The organism is Mycobacterium sp. 4858 (assembly GCF_900240975.1).
Lineage (GTDB): Bacteria > Actinomycetota > Actinomycetes > Mycobacteriales > Mycobacteriaceae > Mycobacterium.
Map to the genome: position 1 here is coordinate 1,292,556 of NZ_LT968776.1, position 13,185 is coordinate 1,305,740.

The following is a 13,185-nucleotide window of genomic DNA, read 5'->3' on the forward strand; positions in this document are numbered from 1 at the left end:
TCGCGACGGCAAGCGAGATGAGCCTGCGGGAACGCAAGCGACGGCAGACTAGGCAGGAGCTGATCGGCGCGGCGATGCGACTGTTCGAGGAGAAGGGTTACGAGCAGACCACGGTCGCCGAAATCGCTTCGGCCGCAGGTGTGTCCACAAAGACGTTCTTCAATTACTTCGCGAGCAAGGATGAGGTCCTCTTCCCCCACCTCGCCCGCCGGATCGACACCGCGGTGGCGCTCATCGATCAGCGCGGATCCGATGATCGATTGGCCGATGTCCTCCTGGCAGCGATGCAACACATGTTGGCCGATGCCCTCACCGAGGAAGTCGAGGGCGGCCTGGCCGCGGTGCGGTTGCCGATGATCCTGTCGGTACCCGCCGTCCAAGCGGCCACCCTGCACCGATACTTCCTGGCCGAGACCCGATTGGCCGGGGCGCTCCATGGCGCCTATTCCGACGTGCTCGACCCGGCGGCCGCTGCCGCCGTCGTCGGCTCGGTCATGGGGGCCGCGATCGCCGCGGCACTCGTCTGCCTGCAAGGCGGCGGCACGACTGAACAACTGCGCGCCGCGGTTGAACACGCCATCGATATCACGATGCGCGGCGTGGGCAATCTCCCCACTACGTAGCGTCTCGCCACCGGCGGGGCGAGACGCCGTGCGCCCGGCTGAACAGCCGGCTGAAATAGCCGGGATCGGACATTCCGACCCGCCGGGCGACCTCCCGGATGGGCAGGTCGGTTTCGGCGAGCAACCCGCGGGCCGCGGCCATGCGACGGTCGGTGATCCACTCGCCGACGGTGCGCCCGGTGCGGCGCCGCACGACGGTGGTCAGGTGTCCGGGTGTCACGCCGAGTTCGCCCGCGACGTCGCGCAGCGACAACGGCTCGGCGTGACGCCGGTCGATCGAATCGAATACCTCGGCCAGCAGCGGCTCGCCCGCGCGGCGCAGCTCCGCCACCGCCGGGCCCGCCAGCCGCGCGAGGTCGATCAACAGCAGCGTCAGATGCGCCAGCGCGGCCTGCCGATAGCCGTCCTGCCGCGCGAGCAGCTCGGCTTCGATCGACCGGATCGCGGCGTCCCATGCCGGTCGCCGCGCGGCGGGCACCTGCAGCCGCAGGATGCCGCCGGTGTGCCCGTGCAGGAACGGGAACAGCAGCGGGTGTCCTCGCCATGCCGGCCAGGGCGATCGCCCGTCCTCGCCCAGGGCGGCGGGATCGAAGAACACCGCGACACCGTCGTCGAGGTCTTCCAGGCGGCCGGGGTCGAGCACCTCACCCGCGGCCGCCACGTAGACGAGCGAGGGCGACGGGAGGTACCAGAGCGCCGGGAAGTCGTGGATGTGGCGACCGCGGTCGACGAAATCCTCGGGGCCGGACCGCACCACCGCGACCGGGGGCGTATCCGGATCGGTCCGGTATGCATAGACCGGTACCCCGGCGCGCTGACGAACCATCCGAGCCGGTCGCGTCATATCGCCAAAAATAGTCCTACTTTGACCGAGGATCGACCAATTCTTGACCTTGCCAGCGGTTCACCATGGATTATGTGACGAAACATCATCCACATGACTATCTACCCGCCGCCGGCCATGACGCGCTGCTGCCGACCTACGACCTGATATCGCGCCTGCTCGGCATGAGAAGGGTCCACGACGCGCTCCTCGCGCAGGCCGAACTCGACGACTGCCGCCATGTCCTGGAAATCGGCTGCGGCACAGGCAATCTCATCATTCGAGCGAAACGTTCCCATCCCCACCTGGAGGTGATCGGATGCGATCCCGACCCGCGCGCGCTGGACCGGGCGAAACGAAAGGCGGCCGCGATCCGCTTCGAGCAGGGCTACGCCGAACGGCTCCCCTACGCCGACGGCGAATTCGACCGGGTGCTGTCGTCGATGATGCTGCACCACATCGCTGACGACGCGAAAAACGCTGCGGCGGCCGAGGTTTTCCGGGTCCTTCGCCCCGGCGGCCGGCTGCACCTGGTCGACATCGGCGGCGACATGACCGACGACCACGGCCTGCTGGCGCGGCGAATCAGGCGCAACCACCACGCGGCAGCCAACCTCGGCGACGCGATCCCGCGACTGCTGCGTGGGGCGGGGTTCGAGTGCACCGAGGTCGCATCGACGCGGCACCGCATCCTCGGACAATTGAATTACTATCGCGCCACCCGCCCCGCCTAGGCCGCCGGTTACGGTTGGTGCCATGGCCCCCTACCGCGTGGTTCAGTGGTCCACCGGCAACATCGGGAAGCGAGCGCTCGGCATCCTGCTCGACCGCGACGACTTCGAGGTGGTGGGCGTGCACGCGCATGGGGCGGGGAAAGTGGGGCGCGACGCGACCGGCGTCACCGCGACGGGCGACGTCGACGCGCTGCTCGACTTGGCCCCGGACTGCGTGAACTACATGCCGCGCGCCATCGACTACGAACTGGTGGAAAGGATGCTGCGCCGCGGCATCAACGTGGTCACCACCGGGGATTTCCTGACCGGCACCCACCACCCGGTTGAACGCCCGGCCCTCGAGGAGGCGGCCCGACGGGGCAACGCGACCTTCCTGGGGACGGGATTCGAGCCCGGCTTCATCAACGTCGTCGCCGGGTTCCTCACCGGCGCGTGCCGACGGGTGCACAGCGTCAAACTCGTCGAAACGTTGGACTGCACAACCTATCCCATACAGGACGTCTGGAAGGTGCTCGGATTCGGCAAGCCACCGCGCGAGCGGGTGACGCACCTCGACCCGGCGACGCAACGATACGGCCTCGGCTACTTCGAGACGCTGGACATGATCGCCACCATGCTGGGCACCGAGCTCGACTCCAAGGAGGCATTGGTCGAGCCCGCGGTGCTGACCCGGGATCTGGATCTGGGCTGGGTGAAATACTCCGCCGGCACCGCCGGGGGCCAGCGCCGCACCTATCGCGGCTACCGCGGGGGCCGTCCGGTGGTCGAGCTCGCCATCTGCTGGACCATGAGCGACGACGCGCTGGACCCGCGATGGACCGACCCCAAGGGTTTCAGCGTGGTGATCGAAGGCGAGCCACGCGTGGACGCGACGATCCGGTTCGGCAAACCCGGCGAGGACGTGATGACCGTGTTGATGGACAGCACCGCCGTCGCGGCGGTCAACGCCATACCGTTCCTCTGCGACGCGCAACCGGGCGTCATCACGCCGATCGATCTGCCCGTCACCGGATCCCGGGGCGCCCTGCTCTAACGCTGGTCGCGTTCAGGGGGCCGTCAGCCCGGTTGCCGCCGACCGGCGGAAGCGTACAGTGGTGGCAGCTTGTTATATCGGCTAAATATTAGCCCAACTACTTCTGAACGGGGCGAGCATGACTTCCACCAGGTACGAGGGCGACACCTGGGACCTGGCATCCAGCGTCGGGGTGACCGCGACGATGGTCGCCGCCGCCCGCGCCGTCGCGACCCGCGCCGAGCGTCCGCTGATCAACGACCCGTTCGCCGAGCCGCTGGTGCGGGCCGTCGGCGTGGACCTGCTCACCCGGCTGGCGACCGGCGAAGTGAGCCCGGACGAACTCAACGACGCGCACGACGGCGCGACGGGGTCCGCCGGCGCGATGTCCCGGATGGCCGACAACATGGCGGTGCGCACGAAGTTCTTCGACGAATTCTTTCTGAACGCGACGCGCGCGGGAATCACGCAGGCGGTGATTCTGGCCTCGGGCCTGGACGCCCGCGCCTACCGGCTGGCGTGGCCCGCCGGGACCGTCGTGTACGAGGTCGACCAGCCGCAGGTCATCGACTTCAAGTCGCGCACCCTGGCCGAACTGGGCGCCACGCCGACCGCCGAGCGGCGCGTGGTGGCCATCGACCTGCGTGACGACTGGCCCGCCGCGCTGCGGGCCGCCGGCTTCGACCCGGCCCAGCCCGCCGCCTGGAGCGCCGAGGGCCTGCTCGGCTATCTGCCCCCGGAGGCGCAGGACCGACTGCTCGACACCATCACCGAACTCAGCGCACCGGGCAGCCGGTTGGCCGTCGAGAGCGCGCCCAGCCCCGAGCCCGGCGACGAGGACAAGATGAAGGAGCGCATGCAGCAGATCTCCGAACGCTGGCGTGCGCACGGCTTCGACCTCGACATGGCGGGGCTGGTCTACTTCGGGGAACGCAACGAGGCGGCCCCCTACCTGCGCGACCGGGGCTGGGCGCTGAACGGCGTCAGCATCCGGGAGTTGTTGTCGGCCAACGGGCTTCCGCCGCTCAAGGACGACGACATGCGCATGGGTGAAGTGCTTTACGTCAGCGGCACGTTGGACGAAGAAACAGGAGCCATTGCATGACTGTGGAATCGGGACGCACAGAAGGCGACAGTTGGGGCCCCGGGCACAGCGTGGGAGCGACGGCCACTATGGTGGCGGCCTCCCGCGCGGTGGCGTCGCAGGGCCCCGATGCGCTGCTCGACGACCCGCTGGCCGAGCCGCTGGTCCGCGCCGTCGGCCTGGAGCCCTTCATCCGCATCGTGGATGGGCAGGTCGATTTCGAGGACGACCCGCTGTTCAACCGCAAGGCCCGGGCCGAGCAGATCACGGTTCGCACCCGCTTTTTCGATGACTTCTTCACCGGCGCCACCAAAGACGGTGTGCGACAGGCGGTGATCCTGGCCTCCGGCCTGGACACCCGCGCCTACCGCCTGACGTGGCCGGCGGGCACCGTCGTCTACGAGATCGACCAGCCGCAGGTCATCGCGTTCAAGACCGACACGCTGGCCGGGCTCGGCGCCGCCCCGACCGCCGAGCGCCGCGCGATCGCCATCGATCTGCGCGACGACTGGCCGGCCGCGTTGCGCGAAGGCGGGTTCGACGTGACGCAGCCGACCGCGTGGAGCGCGGAAGGGCTGCTCCCCTACCTCCCGCCCGAGGCCCAGGACCGGCTGTTCGACAACATCACCGCGCTCAGCGCCCCGGGCAGCCGGCTGGCCACCGAGCACGTGCCCGACCCCAACGCGTTCTCCGACGAGCGGTTGCAGCGCATCAGCGAACGGTGGCAGCGCTTCGGCTTCAACCTCAACGCGGCCGACCTGTTCTACCGCGGGGAACGCAACGTCGTCGCCGACTACTTGACCGGCCAGGGCTGGCGGGTGACCGCACATCCGGCCCGGGAGTTGTACGCCCAGAACGGGTTTGAATTCCCCGAGGACGAGATGTCGGCCACCTTCGGCGAGTTGAGTTACGTCGCCGCGACACTGGCGTAGCGGATTGACTAGGGTTTCGCCTATGTCACGCGCTCACGACGACGAGTGGGACCTGGCGTCCAGTGTGGGCGCGACGGCGACCATGGTGGCCGCCGGGCGCGCCATGGCGACGAGGGATCCCCGCGGCCTGATCCACGACCCGTTCGCCGAACCGCTGGTGCGCGCGGTGGGGGTGGACTTCTTCACCAAGATGATGGACGGCGAGCTCGACCTGGACGCGATCGAGAACGCTTCGCTGGTCCGCGTGCAGGCCATGGTCGACGGAATGGCTGTGCGCACCAAGTACTTCGACGACTACTTCGTCAAGGCGACGGCGCACGGAATCCGGCAGGTGGTGATCCTGGCCTCCGGGCTGGACTCGCGCGCGTACCGGTTGCCGTGGCCGGACGGCACGGTGGTCTACGAGATCGACCAGCCCCGCGTGATCGAGTTCAAGACCGCCACGTTGGCCGGCATCGGTGCCGAACCGACGGCGACGCGGCGCACCGTGCCGATCGATCTGCGCGCCGACTGGCCGGCCGCGCTGAAGGCGGCCGGATTCGATGCGACTGCGCCGACCGCGTGGCTGGCCGAGGGTCTGCTGATCTATCTGCCGCCGGAGGCCCAGGACCGGTTGTTCGACAACATCAGCGCGCTCAGCGTCCCCGGCAGCACGATCGCCACCGAATTCGTGCCCGGCATCGTGGATTTCGATGCCGACAAGGTGCGGGAGATGTCGGGTTCCTTCCGCGAGCACGGCGTGGACATCGACATGGCATCGCTGGTGTACGCCGGCGAGCGCAACCACGTCGTGGACTACCTGCGGTCCAAGCACTGGGCCGTCGAAGGCACGACCCGCACGGAGCTGTTCGCGCGGCAGGGCATCGAGGCGCCCGCCCCGGAAAACGACGACCCGCTCGGTGAGATCATCTTCATCAGCGGCGGGCTCACCGCCTAGGTCGTCAGAACCGCGACTGCCCCGGCCACAACACCGTGGCGCCGCCCAGCGACTGTTCGACGTTGTCCAGGATGCCGCCGACCGTGTGTCCGAGCAGGGCGGCCAGTGCGTCCGGCAACGACGCGGCGGCCGGTTGCGACGAGGCCCGGGGGCGCACCATGTCCAGCAGCGAGGAGCCCGGATAGCTGACGACGCGCACTTCGCCGTCCACGTCAAGGCCGGCCAGCACCTTCGCCCGGCGCACCGCGGTGCGGAAGCCGCCGAGCTCGTCGACCAGCCCGTGCTTGAGGGCGTCGGCGCCGGTCCAGATTCGTCCCTGCGCAACGCGATCGACGGCTTCGGCGGTCAGGTTTCGCGCTTCGGCGACGCGCCGCACGAAGTCCGCGTAGAACAGGTCCGCCTCGGCTTCCCTGTGGGCCTGCTGCTCCGGTGTGAAGGGCGCGTCGATCGACCACGCGTCGGCGTTGGCGTTGGTGCGCACGGTATCCGACCCCACCCCCAACCGCTCCAACAGATCTCGGATCACCAGCTTGCCGGTGATCACCCCGATCGACCCGGTGACGGTCGCCGGGTTGGCGATGATCACGTCGGCCCCCATCGAGACGTAGTAACCGCCGGAAGCGGCGACCGCACCCATGGAGGCCACCACCGGCTTGCCACGCTTCCGCGCCCTGGTCACCTCGCGCCAGATGCTTTCCGACGCGGTGATCGTGCCGCCGGGGCTGTTGACACGCAGCACGATCGCGGACACCGACTCGTCGGCGGCCGCCTCCCGCAGCGCCGCCCCCATGGTGTCACCGCCGGCGGTGGTGGCGCCGAACGGCAGGAACCCGGGACCACCGCGACCGTCGACGATCATGCCGTCGAGGGTGATGACGGCCAGGGTCGGCTTGGGCCGCCGGCCCGGAACCGGCGGTTTGGGCGGCGTCAGCCGCGGGCGGGCCGCACCGGCGTAGCGCGTCAGGTACAGCCGCGGCGGGTCGGTGTCATCCGAAACATCTTTCACGCCAACCATTTCCGCGATGCGCGCGTATGCCTCGTCGCGGAATCCGATCCGGTCGAGCAGGCCGGCGGCCACGGCGTCGTCGCGCAGCAGCGGGGCGCGGTCGGCCAGCGCGTCGAGCGTCGCGGGGTCGAGCTTGCGCGAATCGGCGATCGCCCGCCAGACCTCCTCCTGCAGGCTTTCCAGCATCCGGGTGACGGCCTCGCGATGGGCCGCGGTGAAGCCGTGTTCGGTGAAACGGTTTGCCGCGGACTTGTATTGGCCGCGCGCGACGAACTGGGGTTCGATGCCCGCCTTGTCGAACGCGTCGCGCAGGAAGGTGGCGTTGCTGGCGAAGCCGATCAGCCCGACGCTTCCCGAGGGCTGCATCCAGACCTCGCCGAACGCCGAGGCCAGGTAGTAGGACAGCGTGCCCGGGTAGGTTTCGGCCCAGGCCAGCGACGGCTTGGCGGCGCTGAAAGCCGTGATGGCCTCCCGCAGTTCCTGCACCGCCGCCGGCGGCGACGCCGCAAGCTGCACCCGGGCGATCAGCCCGGCGACCCGCGGGTCCTCGGCCGCGCGGTGGATGGCGGCGACCGCGTCGCGCAGCGCCATCGGCCGCCCGCCGGTGAAGATCGCCAGCGGGTCGAACCCCGTGGCCTCCGGCGGCGCCGAACGCAGGTCGAGCTCGAGCACGCAGCCGTTGGGGACGCCGTGGTGGCGGGCGGTGTCGACTCGCTCGGCCAGAGCGCGTACGTCGTCGACCCCGGGAATCGAGGGCAGGAAGGCGAACATGTTTGCAGCGTACCGACAGCGCCGCCGTACGGTGGTGGGGTGAGGTTCGCCATCGCCATCCCCCAATTCGACTACGACCGGTTCGACGCCCAGGGGCTGCGCGGCTATCTCGCCCGCGCCGAGGAACTCGGCTTCGAGGCCGGCTGGGTGCTCGAACAGATCATCGGTGAGGCGCCGCTGCTGGCGCCGCTGGAGCTCTTGGCCTACTGCGCGGCCTGCACCGAGCGCCTCCGCCTGGGGGTGGCCGTCCTGGTGACGTCACTGCACGACCCGCTGCAGCTGGCCTCGTCCGTCACCGCAGTCGACCGGCTCAGCCACGGCCGGCTGGACGTCGGCGTCGGCACCGGCGGCGGCTTCCGCAGGTTCGCCGCGTTCGGCGTCGAAAAGTCCACGTACGTCTCGTATTTCACCGAGGGCCTGGAGCTGATGAAGGCCGCCTGGTCCGACGAGCCACGGATCACCTTCCATGGGCGCTTCCGCGACGTCGACGACGTGCCGATCCAGCCCAAACCGCTGCAGCGGCCCCATCCGCCCATCTGGTTCGGCGGCCTGGCCCCCAAGGCCCTGGCCCGGGCGGTGCGCCACGGCGATTCGTTCCTGGGCGCCGGCTCGTCGACCACCGAGGCGTTCGCCGGGGCCGTCACCGTGGTGCGCCGCGAACTCGACGAACAGCGAAAGGACCCGGCGCACTTCACGATCGGCAAGCGCGTCTACCTGATGGTCGACGACGACGCGGGCCGGGCCCGCGAGCGCGTGCTCGCGGGGCTGCGCCGGATCTACAGCACGATGCCGGGCGTCGAAGACGTTCCGGTGTCCGGCACACCCGACGACGTCGCACGCGGACTGCAGGCGGTGATCGACGCGGGCGCACAATACCTCTTGCTCAATCCCGTGGGCGTCGACGTACCCGAGAACCTCGAGCAGATGGAACGCCTTGCCGCGGAGGTCATTCCGCAGCTGGGCTGATCAGAGCTCGGTGGCCGAGCCGCCCGCCGCAGTGATCTTCTCGCGGGCGCTGCCGCTGAACTTGTGCGCGGTCAGGTCGACCTTGACGGTCAGCTTGCCGTCGCCGAGAACCTTGACCAACGCGTTCTTGCGGACAGCGCCTTTGGCCACCAGGTCGTCGACGCCGATGGAGCCGCCCTGCGGGAACAGCCGGTTGATGTCGCCGACGTTGACGATCTCGTACTCAGTGCGGAACCGGTTGCGGAAGCCCTTGAGCTTGGGCAGCCGCATGTGAATCGGCATCTGCCCACCCTCGAAGGTGGCCGGCACGTTCTTGCGGGCCTTGGTGCCCTTGGTGCCGCGGCCGGCCGTCTTGCCCTTCGAGCCCTCACCGCGACCGACCCGGGTCCGGGCGGTCTTCGAGCCGGGGGCCGGCTTCAGGTCGTGCAGCTTGATGGTCACTGTGCCTTCCCTTCGGGCGCCGACTCCACCACGACCAGGTGGTTGACCACCGCGATCAGGCCGCGGGTCTGTGGGTTGTCCTCACGGATCACCGAGTGGCGGATCCGTCGCAGGCCCAGGGTGCGCAGGGATTCCCGCTGCTTCCAGCGGGCCCCGATGGTGCTGCGCACCTGGGTGATCTTCAGTTGGCTCATTGCGGTGCCGTTCCCTCTCGCGCGGCACTGGCGGCCAGCGCTTCACTTTCCCGCCGCGCCCTCAGCATTCCGGCGGGGGCGACATCCTCGATGGGCAGCCCGCGCCGGGCGGCCACCTCCTCGGGACGCTGCAGCAGCTTGAGCGCGGTGACGGTGGCGTGCACCACGTTGATCGCGTTGTCGCTGCCCAATGACTTGGCCAGGATGTCGCGCACCCCGGCGCATTCCAGCACGGCACGCGCCGCACCCCCGGCGATCACACCGGTACCGGGGCTCGCCGGGCGCAGCAGCACCACGCCGGCGGCCGCTTCACCCTGGACGGGGTGCGTGATGGTGCCGCCAATCAGCGGCACACGGAAGAAGCCCTTGCGCGCCTCCTCGACGCCCTTGGCGATGGCGGCCGGAACTTCCTTGGCCTTGCCGTAGCCGACGCCGACCATGCCGTTGCCGTCACCCACGATGACCAACGCGGTGAAACTGAAGCGCCGACCGCCCTTGACCACCTTGGAGACGCGGTTGATGGCGACCACCCGCTCCAGGTAGTTGCTCTTGTCGCCGTCGCGCTCGCGGCCACGGCCGCCGCGGTCGCCGTCGCGCCGACCGCGGCTGTCGCGGTCACCGCGCGAGTCACGGCTGTCTGGGGCGCCTTGCCCGCCGGCCGACTGTTCCGCCATTATGCGGTCCTTCCAGTCTTGTTCGAGGTCTCGATCATCTAGAAACTCAATCCGTTCTCGCGTGCGGCATCGGCCAGCGCCGCGATCCGTCCGGCGTAGGTGTACCCGCCGCGGTCGAACACCGCGGTGTCGATACCGGCGGCCTTGGCGCGCTCGGCGATCAACTGGCCCACCCGCACGCTGCGGGCCTTCTTGTCCCCCTGCAGGCCGCGCACGTCGTCCTCGATGGACGACGCTGCGGCCACCGTGGTGCCGTTCTCGTCGTTGACCAGCTGCACGTGGATGTGGCGCGAGGATCGGTTGACGACGAGGCGCGGACGCTCCGGCGTGCCCTCGATCTTCTTGCGCAGCCGCGCGTGCCGACGCAGACGGGAGATCCGGCGGGTCGCGGATACGCTCTGCCCCACCGGCTTTCGCGCGGCGTTGTCAGGTTGTTTTTGCGCCATGACTACTTACCTGTCTTTCCGACCTTGCGGCGGATCTGCTCGCCCTCGTAGCGCACGCCCTTGCCCTTGTACGGGTCGGGACGGCGCAAGCGGCGGATGTTCGCCGAGATCTGGCCGACCTTTTGCTTGTCGATCCCGGTGATCGAGAACTTCGTCGGTGACTGGACCGCGAACGTGATGCCGTCCGGCGCCTCGATCACCACCGGATGGCTGTACCCCAGCGCGAACTCGAGGTTGGCGCCCTTGAGCTGCACGCGGTAACCCACCCCGAAGATCTCCATCTTGGTGGTGTAACCCTCGGTCACTCCGGTGACCAGGTTGGAGACCAGGGTGCGCGACAGCCCGTGCAGCGAGCGGTTGCGCCGCTCGTCGTTCGGACGGCTGACCACGATCGCGCCGTCGTCGTTGCGCGCCACCGTGATCGGTTCGGCCACCGTCAGATTGAGGCTGCCCTTGGGCCCCTTCACCGAGACGTTCTGGCCCTCGATCGTTACGTCGACTCCGGAGGGAACCGGAACCGGCTGCTTACCAATACGCGACATTTCTATTCCCTCACCACACGTATGCGAGGACTTCGCCGCCCACGCCCTGTCTGGCTGCCTGGCGGTCGGTCAACAGGCCCGAGGAGGTCGAGATGATCGCCACACCCAGGCCGCCGAGCACGCGCGGCAGGTTGGTGGATTTCGCATAGACCCGCAGACCGGGCTTGGACACTCGCCGCAGACCGGCGATGCTGCGCTCCCGGCTCGGTCCGTACTTGAGCTGGACGATCAGCGCCTTGCCGACCCGGGCGTCTTCCGTTCGGTAGTCGGTGATGTAGCCCTCGGCCTTGAGGATCTCGGCGATGTTCGCCTTGATCTTCGAGTGTGGCAACGTCACCTCGTCGTGATACGCCGAATTGGCGTTGCGCAGACGTGTCAAGAAGTCTGCGATCGGGTCCGTCATAGTCATGACAGGCGTGTCACCTTCCTCGCGGCGGTTCCCGTCCCGGGCCTACCGCGCAACTGTTTGGGGCTCGTTACCAACTGCTCTTTTGCACGCCGGGCAGCTCGCCCGCGTGCGCCATCTCGCGCAGGCAGATCCTGCACAGCCCGAACTTGCGGAAGACCGCGCGCGGGCGGCCGCACTTGTTGCAGCGCGTGTAGCCGCGCACCGCGAACTTCGGCTTGCGTGCGGCCTTGTTGACCAGTGCCTTCTTCGCCATGCTCAGTTCTCCTTGAAGGGAAAGCCGAGGGCCCGCAACAGCGCTCGTCCTTCGTCGTCGGTCGTCGCCGAGGTGACGACGTTGATGTCCATGCCGCGGACCCGGTCGATCTTGTCCACGTCGATCTCGTGGAACACCGACTGCTCGGCCAGCCCGAAGGTGTAGTTGCCGACACCGTCGAACTGCTTGGGCGACAGGCCGCGGAAGTCGCGGATACGGGGCAGCGCGATGGAGGTGAGGCGGTCCAGGAACTCCCACATCCGGTCGCCGCGCAGGGTGACCCGCGCACCGATCGGCATGCCCTCGCGCAGCTTGAACTGGGCGATGGACTTGCGCGCCCGGCGGATCTCCGGCCGTTGACCGGTGATCAGCGCCAGGTCGTTGACCGCGCCGTTGATCAGCTTCGCGTCCCGAGCCGCGTCGCCGACGCCCATGTTGACGACGACCTTGGTCACCGTCGGGATCTGCATGACGTTGGCGTAACCGAACTGCTGCTGCAACGAATCACGAATCTCGTTGCGGTAGCGCTCTTTCAGACGCGGCTGCACTTTTTCTGCTGTGGTCATGGCCTCAGATGTCCTTGCCGTTGCGCTTGGAGATGCGGACGCGCTTGCCGGTCTCGTCGTCGACCCGGTAACCGACGCGGGCGGGCTTGCCGTCCGAGTCGACCACCATCACGTTGGAGACGTGGATCGGGGCCTCCTGGGTGACGATTCCGCCGGACTGCGCTCCGCGCTGGTTGCTCGAGATCGCGGTGTGCTTCTTGATCCGGTTGACGCCCTCGACGAGGACCCTGTCGCGCTCCGGGTAGGCCTGCAGCACTTTGCCCTTGGCGCCTTTGTCTTTGCCGGCGATGACCAGAACGGTGTCGCCTTTGCGGACCTTCATCTACAACACCTCCGGGGCAAGCGAGATGATCTTCATGAACCGCTTCTCGCGCAGTTCGCGGCCGACCGGCCCGAAGATGCGGGTTCCGCGCGGGTCGTTGTCGGGCTTGATGATCACCGCGGCGTTCTCGTCGAACTTGATGTAGCTGCCGTCCGGGCGGCGGCGCTCCTTGACCGTGCGCACGACGACGGCCTTGACGACATCCCCCCGCTTGACGTTGCCGCCGGGGATGGCGTCCTTGACGGTGGCGACGATGACGTCGCCGATACCGGCGTAGCGTCGCGACGAACCGCCGAGCACCCGGATGCACAAGATCTCCTTGGCGCCGGTGTTGTCGGCCACCTTCAGCCGCGATTCCTGCTGAATCACTCGATCTCCTGACCTGGTTGCGTGTGCACGGCAGGAGGCAAGCCACAGCCCACCGAATAACCTGACATGCGCGGTCTTTGT

General features: G+C 68.6%; 19 protein-coding genes. 7 read left to right on the forward strand and 12 right to left on the reverse strand.

Annotated elements, in window-relative coordinates; genetic code table 11:
- Positions 1 to 17: 17 nt before the first annotated feature.
- Complete coding sequence (locus tag C1737_RS14560; protein ID WP_102418735.1) at positions 18 to 623, forward strand: TetR/AcrR family transcriptional regulator; 606 nt, start codon at positions 18 to 20, stop codon at positions 621 to 623.
- Here C1737_RS14560 and C1737_RS14565 read toward each other — a convergent pair.
- Positions 616 to 1,467 carry an AraC family transcriptional regulator gene (locus C1737_RS14565; protein WP_068098600.1) on the reverse strand — a complete coding sequence of 284 codons (852 nt, stop codon included), beginning with the start codon at positions 1,465 to 1,467 and terminating at the stop codon, positions 616 to 618. The two genes, C1737_RS14560 and C1737_RS14565, sit on opposite strands and share 8 nt — an antisense overlap.
- A gap of 74 nt (positions 1,468 to 1,541) precedes the next feature.
- Here C1737_RS14565 and C1737_RS14570 point away from each other — a divergent pair, with 74 nt between their 5' ends.
- The 5 genes from C1737_RS14570 (at position 1,542) to C1737_RS14590 (ending at position 6,145) form a co-directional block, all read left to right on the forward strand.
- Positions 1,542 to 2,180: a class I SAM-dependent methyltransferase gene (locus tag C1737_RS14570; RefSeq protein ID WP_369807528.1), complete on the forward strand. Its 639-nt coding sequence runs from the start codon at positions 1,542 to 1,544 to the stop codon at positions 2,178 to 2,180.
- 22 nt (positions 2,181 to 2,202) lie between these two features.
- Positions 2,203 to 3,213, forward strand: coding sequence for a dihydrodipicolinate reductase (locus tag C1737_RS14575; RefSeq protein ID WP_102418737.1), 1,011 nt, complete (start codon positions 2,203 to 2,205; stop codon positions 3,211 to 3,213).
- 118 nt (positions 3,214 to 3,331) lie between these two features.
- Positions 3,332 to 4,297, forward strand: coding sequence for a class I SAM-dependent methyltransferase (locus tag C1737_RS14580; protein ID WP_102418738.1), 966 nt, complete (start codon positions 3,332 to 3,334; stop codon positions 4,295 to 4,297).
- Positions 4,294 to 5,208, forward strand: a complete 915-nt coding sequence (locus tag C1737_RS14585) for a class I SAM-dependent methyltransferase (protein ID WP_067924199.1) — start codon at positions 4,294 to 4,296, stop codon at positions 5,206 to 5,208. The genes C1737_RS14580 and C1737_RS14585 overlap by 4 nt, the downstream gene beginning before the upstream one ends.
- Positions 5,209 to 5,230: 22 nt before the next feature.
- Positions 5,231 to 6,145, forward strand: coding sequence for a class I SAM-dependent methyltransferase (locus C1737_RS14590; RefSeq protein WP_102418740.1), 915 nt, complete (start codon positions 5,231 to 5,233; stop codon positions 6,143 to 6,145).
- A gap of 4 nt (positions 6,146 to 6,149) precedes the next feature.
- Here the strand turns inward: C1737_RS14590 and sppA are convergent, their stop codons facing one another.
- Positions 6,150 to 7,922 (reverse strand): signal peptide peptidase SppA, encoded by a 1,773-nt coding sequence (sppA, locus tag C1737_RS14595; protein WP_199182844.1) that lies wholly within the window; start codon positions 7,920 to 7,922, stop codon positions 6,150 to 6,152.
- Between the two features lie 39 nt (positions 7,923 to 7,961).
- On the opposite strand from sppA, the gene C1737_RS14600 reads away from it, so the two are divergent.
- Positions 7,962 to 8,888 (forward strand): LLM class flavin-dependent oxidoreductase, encoded by a 927-nt coding sequence (locus C1737_RS14600; protein WP_102419960.1) that lies wholly within the window; start codon positions 7,962 to 7,964, stop codon positions 8,886 to 8,888.
- On the opposite strand, the gene rplO is transcribed toward C1737_RS14600, so the two are convergent.
- The 10 genes from rplO to rplN all read right to left on the reverse strand — a co-directional run bounded on the left by rplO (position 8,889) and on the right by rplN (position 13,104).
- Positions 8,889 to 9,329, reverse strand: coding sequence for a 50S ribosomal protein L15 (gene rplO / locus C1737_RS14605; protein WP_068098586.1), 441 nt, complete (start codon positions 9,327 to 9,329; stop codon positions 8,889 to 8,891). It abuts the gene before it with no gap.
- Positions 9,326 to 9,523, reverse strand: coding sequence for a 50S ribosomal protein L30 (rpmD, locus tag C1737_RS14610; protein ID WP_067924208.1), 198 nt, complete (start codon positions 9,521 to 9,523; stop codon positions 9,326 to 9,328). The genes rplO and rpmD overlap by 4 nt, the downstream gene beginning before the upstream one ends.
- Positions 9,520 to 10,197 (reverse strand): 30S ribosomal protein S5, encoded by a 678-nt coding sequence (rpsE, locus tag C1737_RS14615; RefSeq protein WP_067924209.1) that lies wholly within the window; start codon positions 10,195 to 10,197, stop codon positions 9,520 to 9,522. Before rpsE ends, rpmD begins: the two co-directional genes overlap by 4 nt.
- Before the next feature lie 38 nt (positions 10,198 to 10,235).
- Complete coding sequence (gene rplR, locus C1737_RS14620; RefSeq protein ID WP_082973128.1) at positions 10,236 to 10,604, reverse strand: 50S ribosomal protein L18; 369 nt, start codon at positions 10,602 to 10,604, stop codon at positions 10,236 to 10,238.
- A 41-nt stretch (positions 10,605 to 10,645) separates the two neighbouring features.
- A complete protein-coding gene (rplF, locus tag C1737_RS14625) occupies positions 10,646 to 11,185 on the reverse strand; it encodes a 50S ribosomal protein L6 (protein WP_067924211.1) in 540 nt (179 codons plus the stop codon).
- Positions 11,186 to 11,195: 10 nt separating this feature from the next.
- Positions 11,196 to 11,594: a 30S ribosomal protein S8 gene (rpsH, locus tag C1737_RS14630; protein ID WP_067924212.1), complete on the reverse strand. Its 399-nt coding sequence runs from the start codon at positions 11,592 to 11,594 to the stop codon at positions 11,196 to 11,198.
- A gap of 67 nt (positions 11,595 to 11,661) precedes the next feature.
- Positions 11,662 to 11,847: a type Z 30S ribosomal protein S14 gene (locus tag C1737_RS14635; protein ID WP_003873499.1), complete on the reverse strand. Its 186-nt coding sequence runs from the start codon at positions 11,845 to 11,847 to the stop codon at positions 11,662 to 11,664.
- Between the two features lie 2 nt (positions 11,848 to 11,849).
- On the reverse strand, positions 11,850 to 12,413 hold the full coding sequence (rplE, locus tag C1737_RS14640; protein ID WP_067924213.1) for a 50S ribosomal protein L5: 564 nt from the start codon (positions 12,411 to 12,413) through the stop codon (positions 11,850 to 11,852).
- Positions 12,414 to 12,417: 4 nt separating this feature from the next.
- Positions 12,418 to 12,735: a 50S ribosomal protein L24 gene (rplX, locus tag C1737_RS14645; protein WP_067924214.1), complete on the reverse strand. Its 318-nt coding sequence runs from the start codon at positions 12,733 to 12,735 to the stop codon at positions 12,418 to 12,420.
- On the reverse strand, positions 12,736 to 13,104 hold the full coding sequence (rplN, locus tag C1737_RS14650; RefSeq protein ID WP_003403649.1) for a 50S ribosomal protein L14: 369 nt from the start codon (positions 13,102 to 13,104) through the stop codon (positions 12,736 to 12,738).
- Between the last annotated feature and the right edge of the window lie 81 nt (positions 13,105 to 13,185).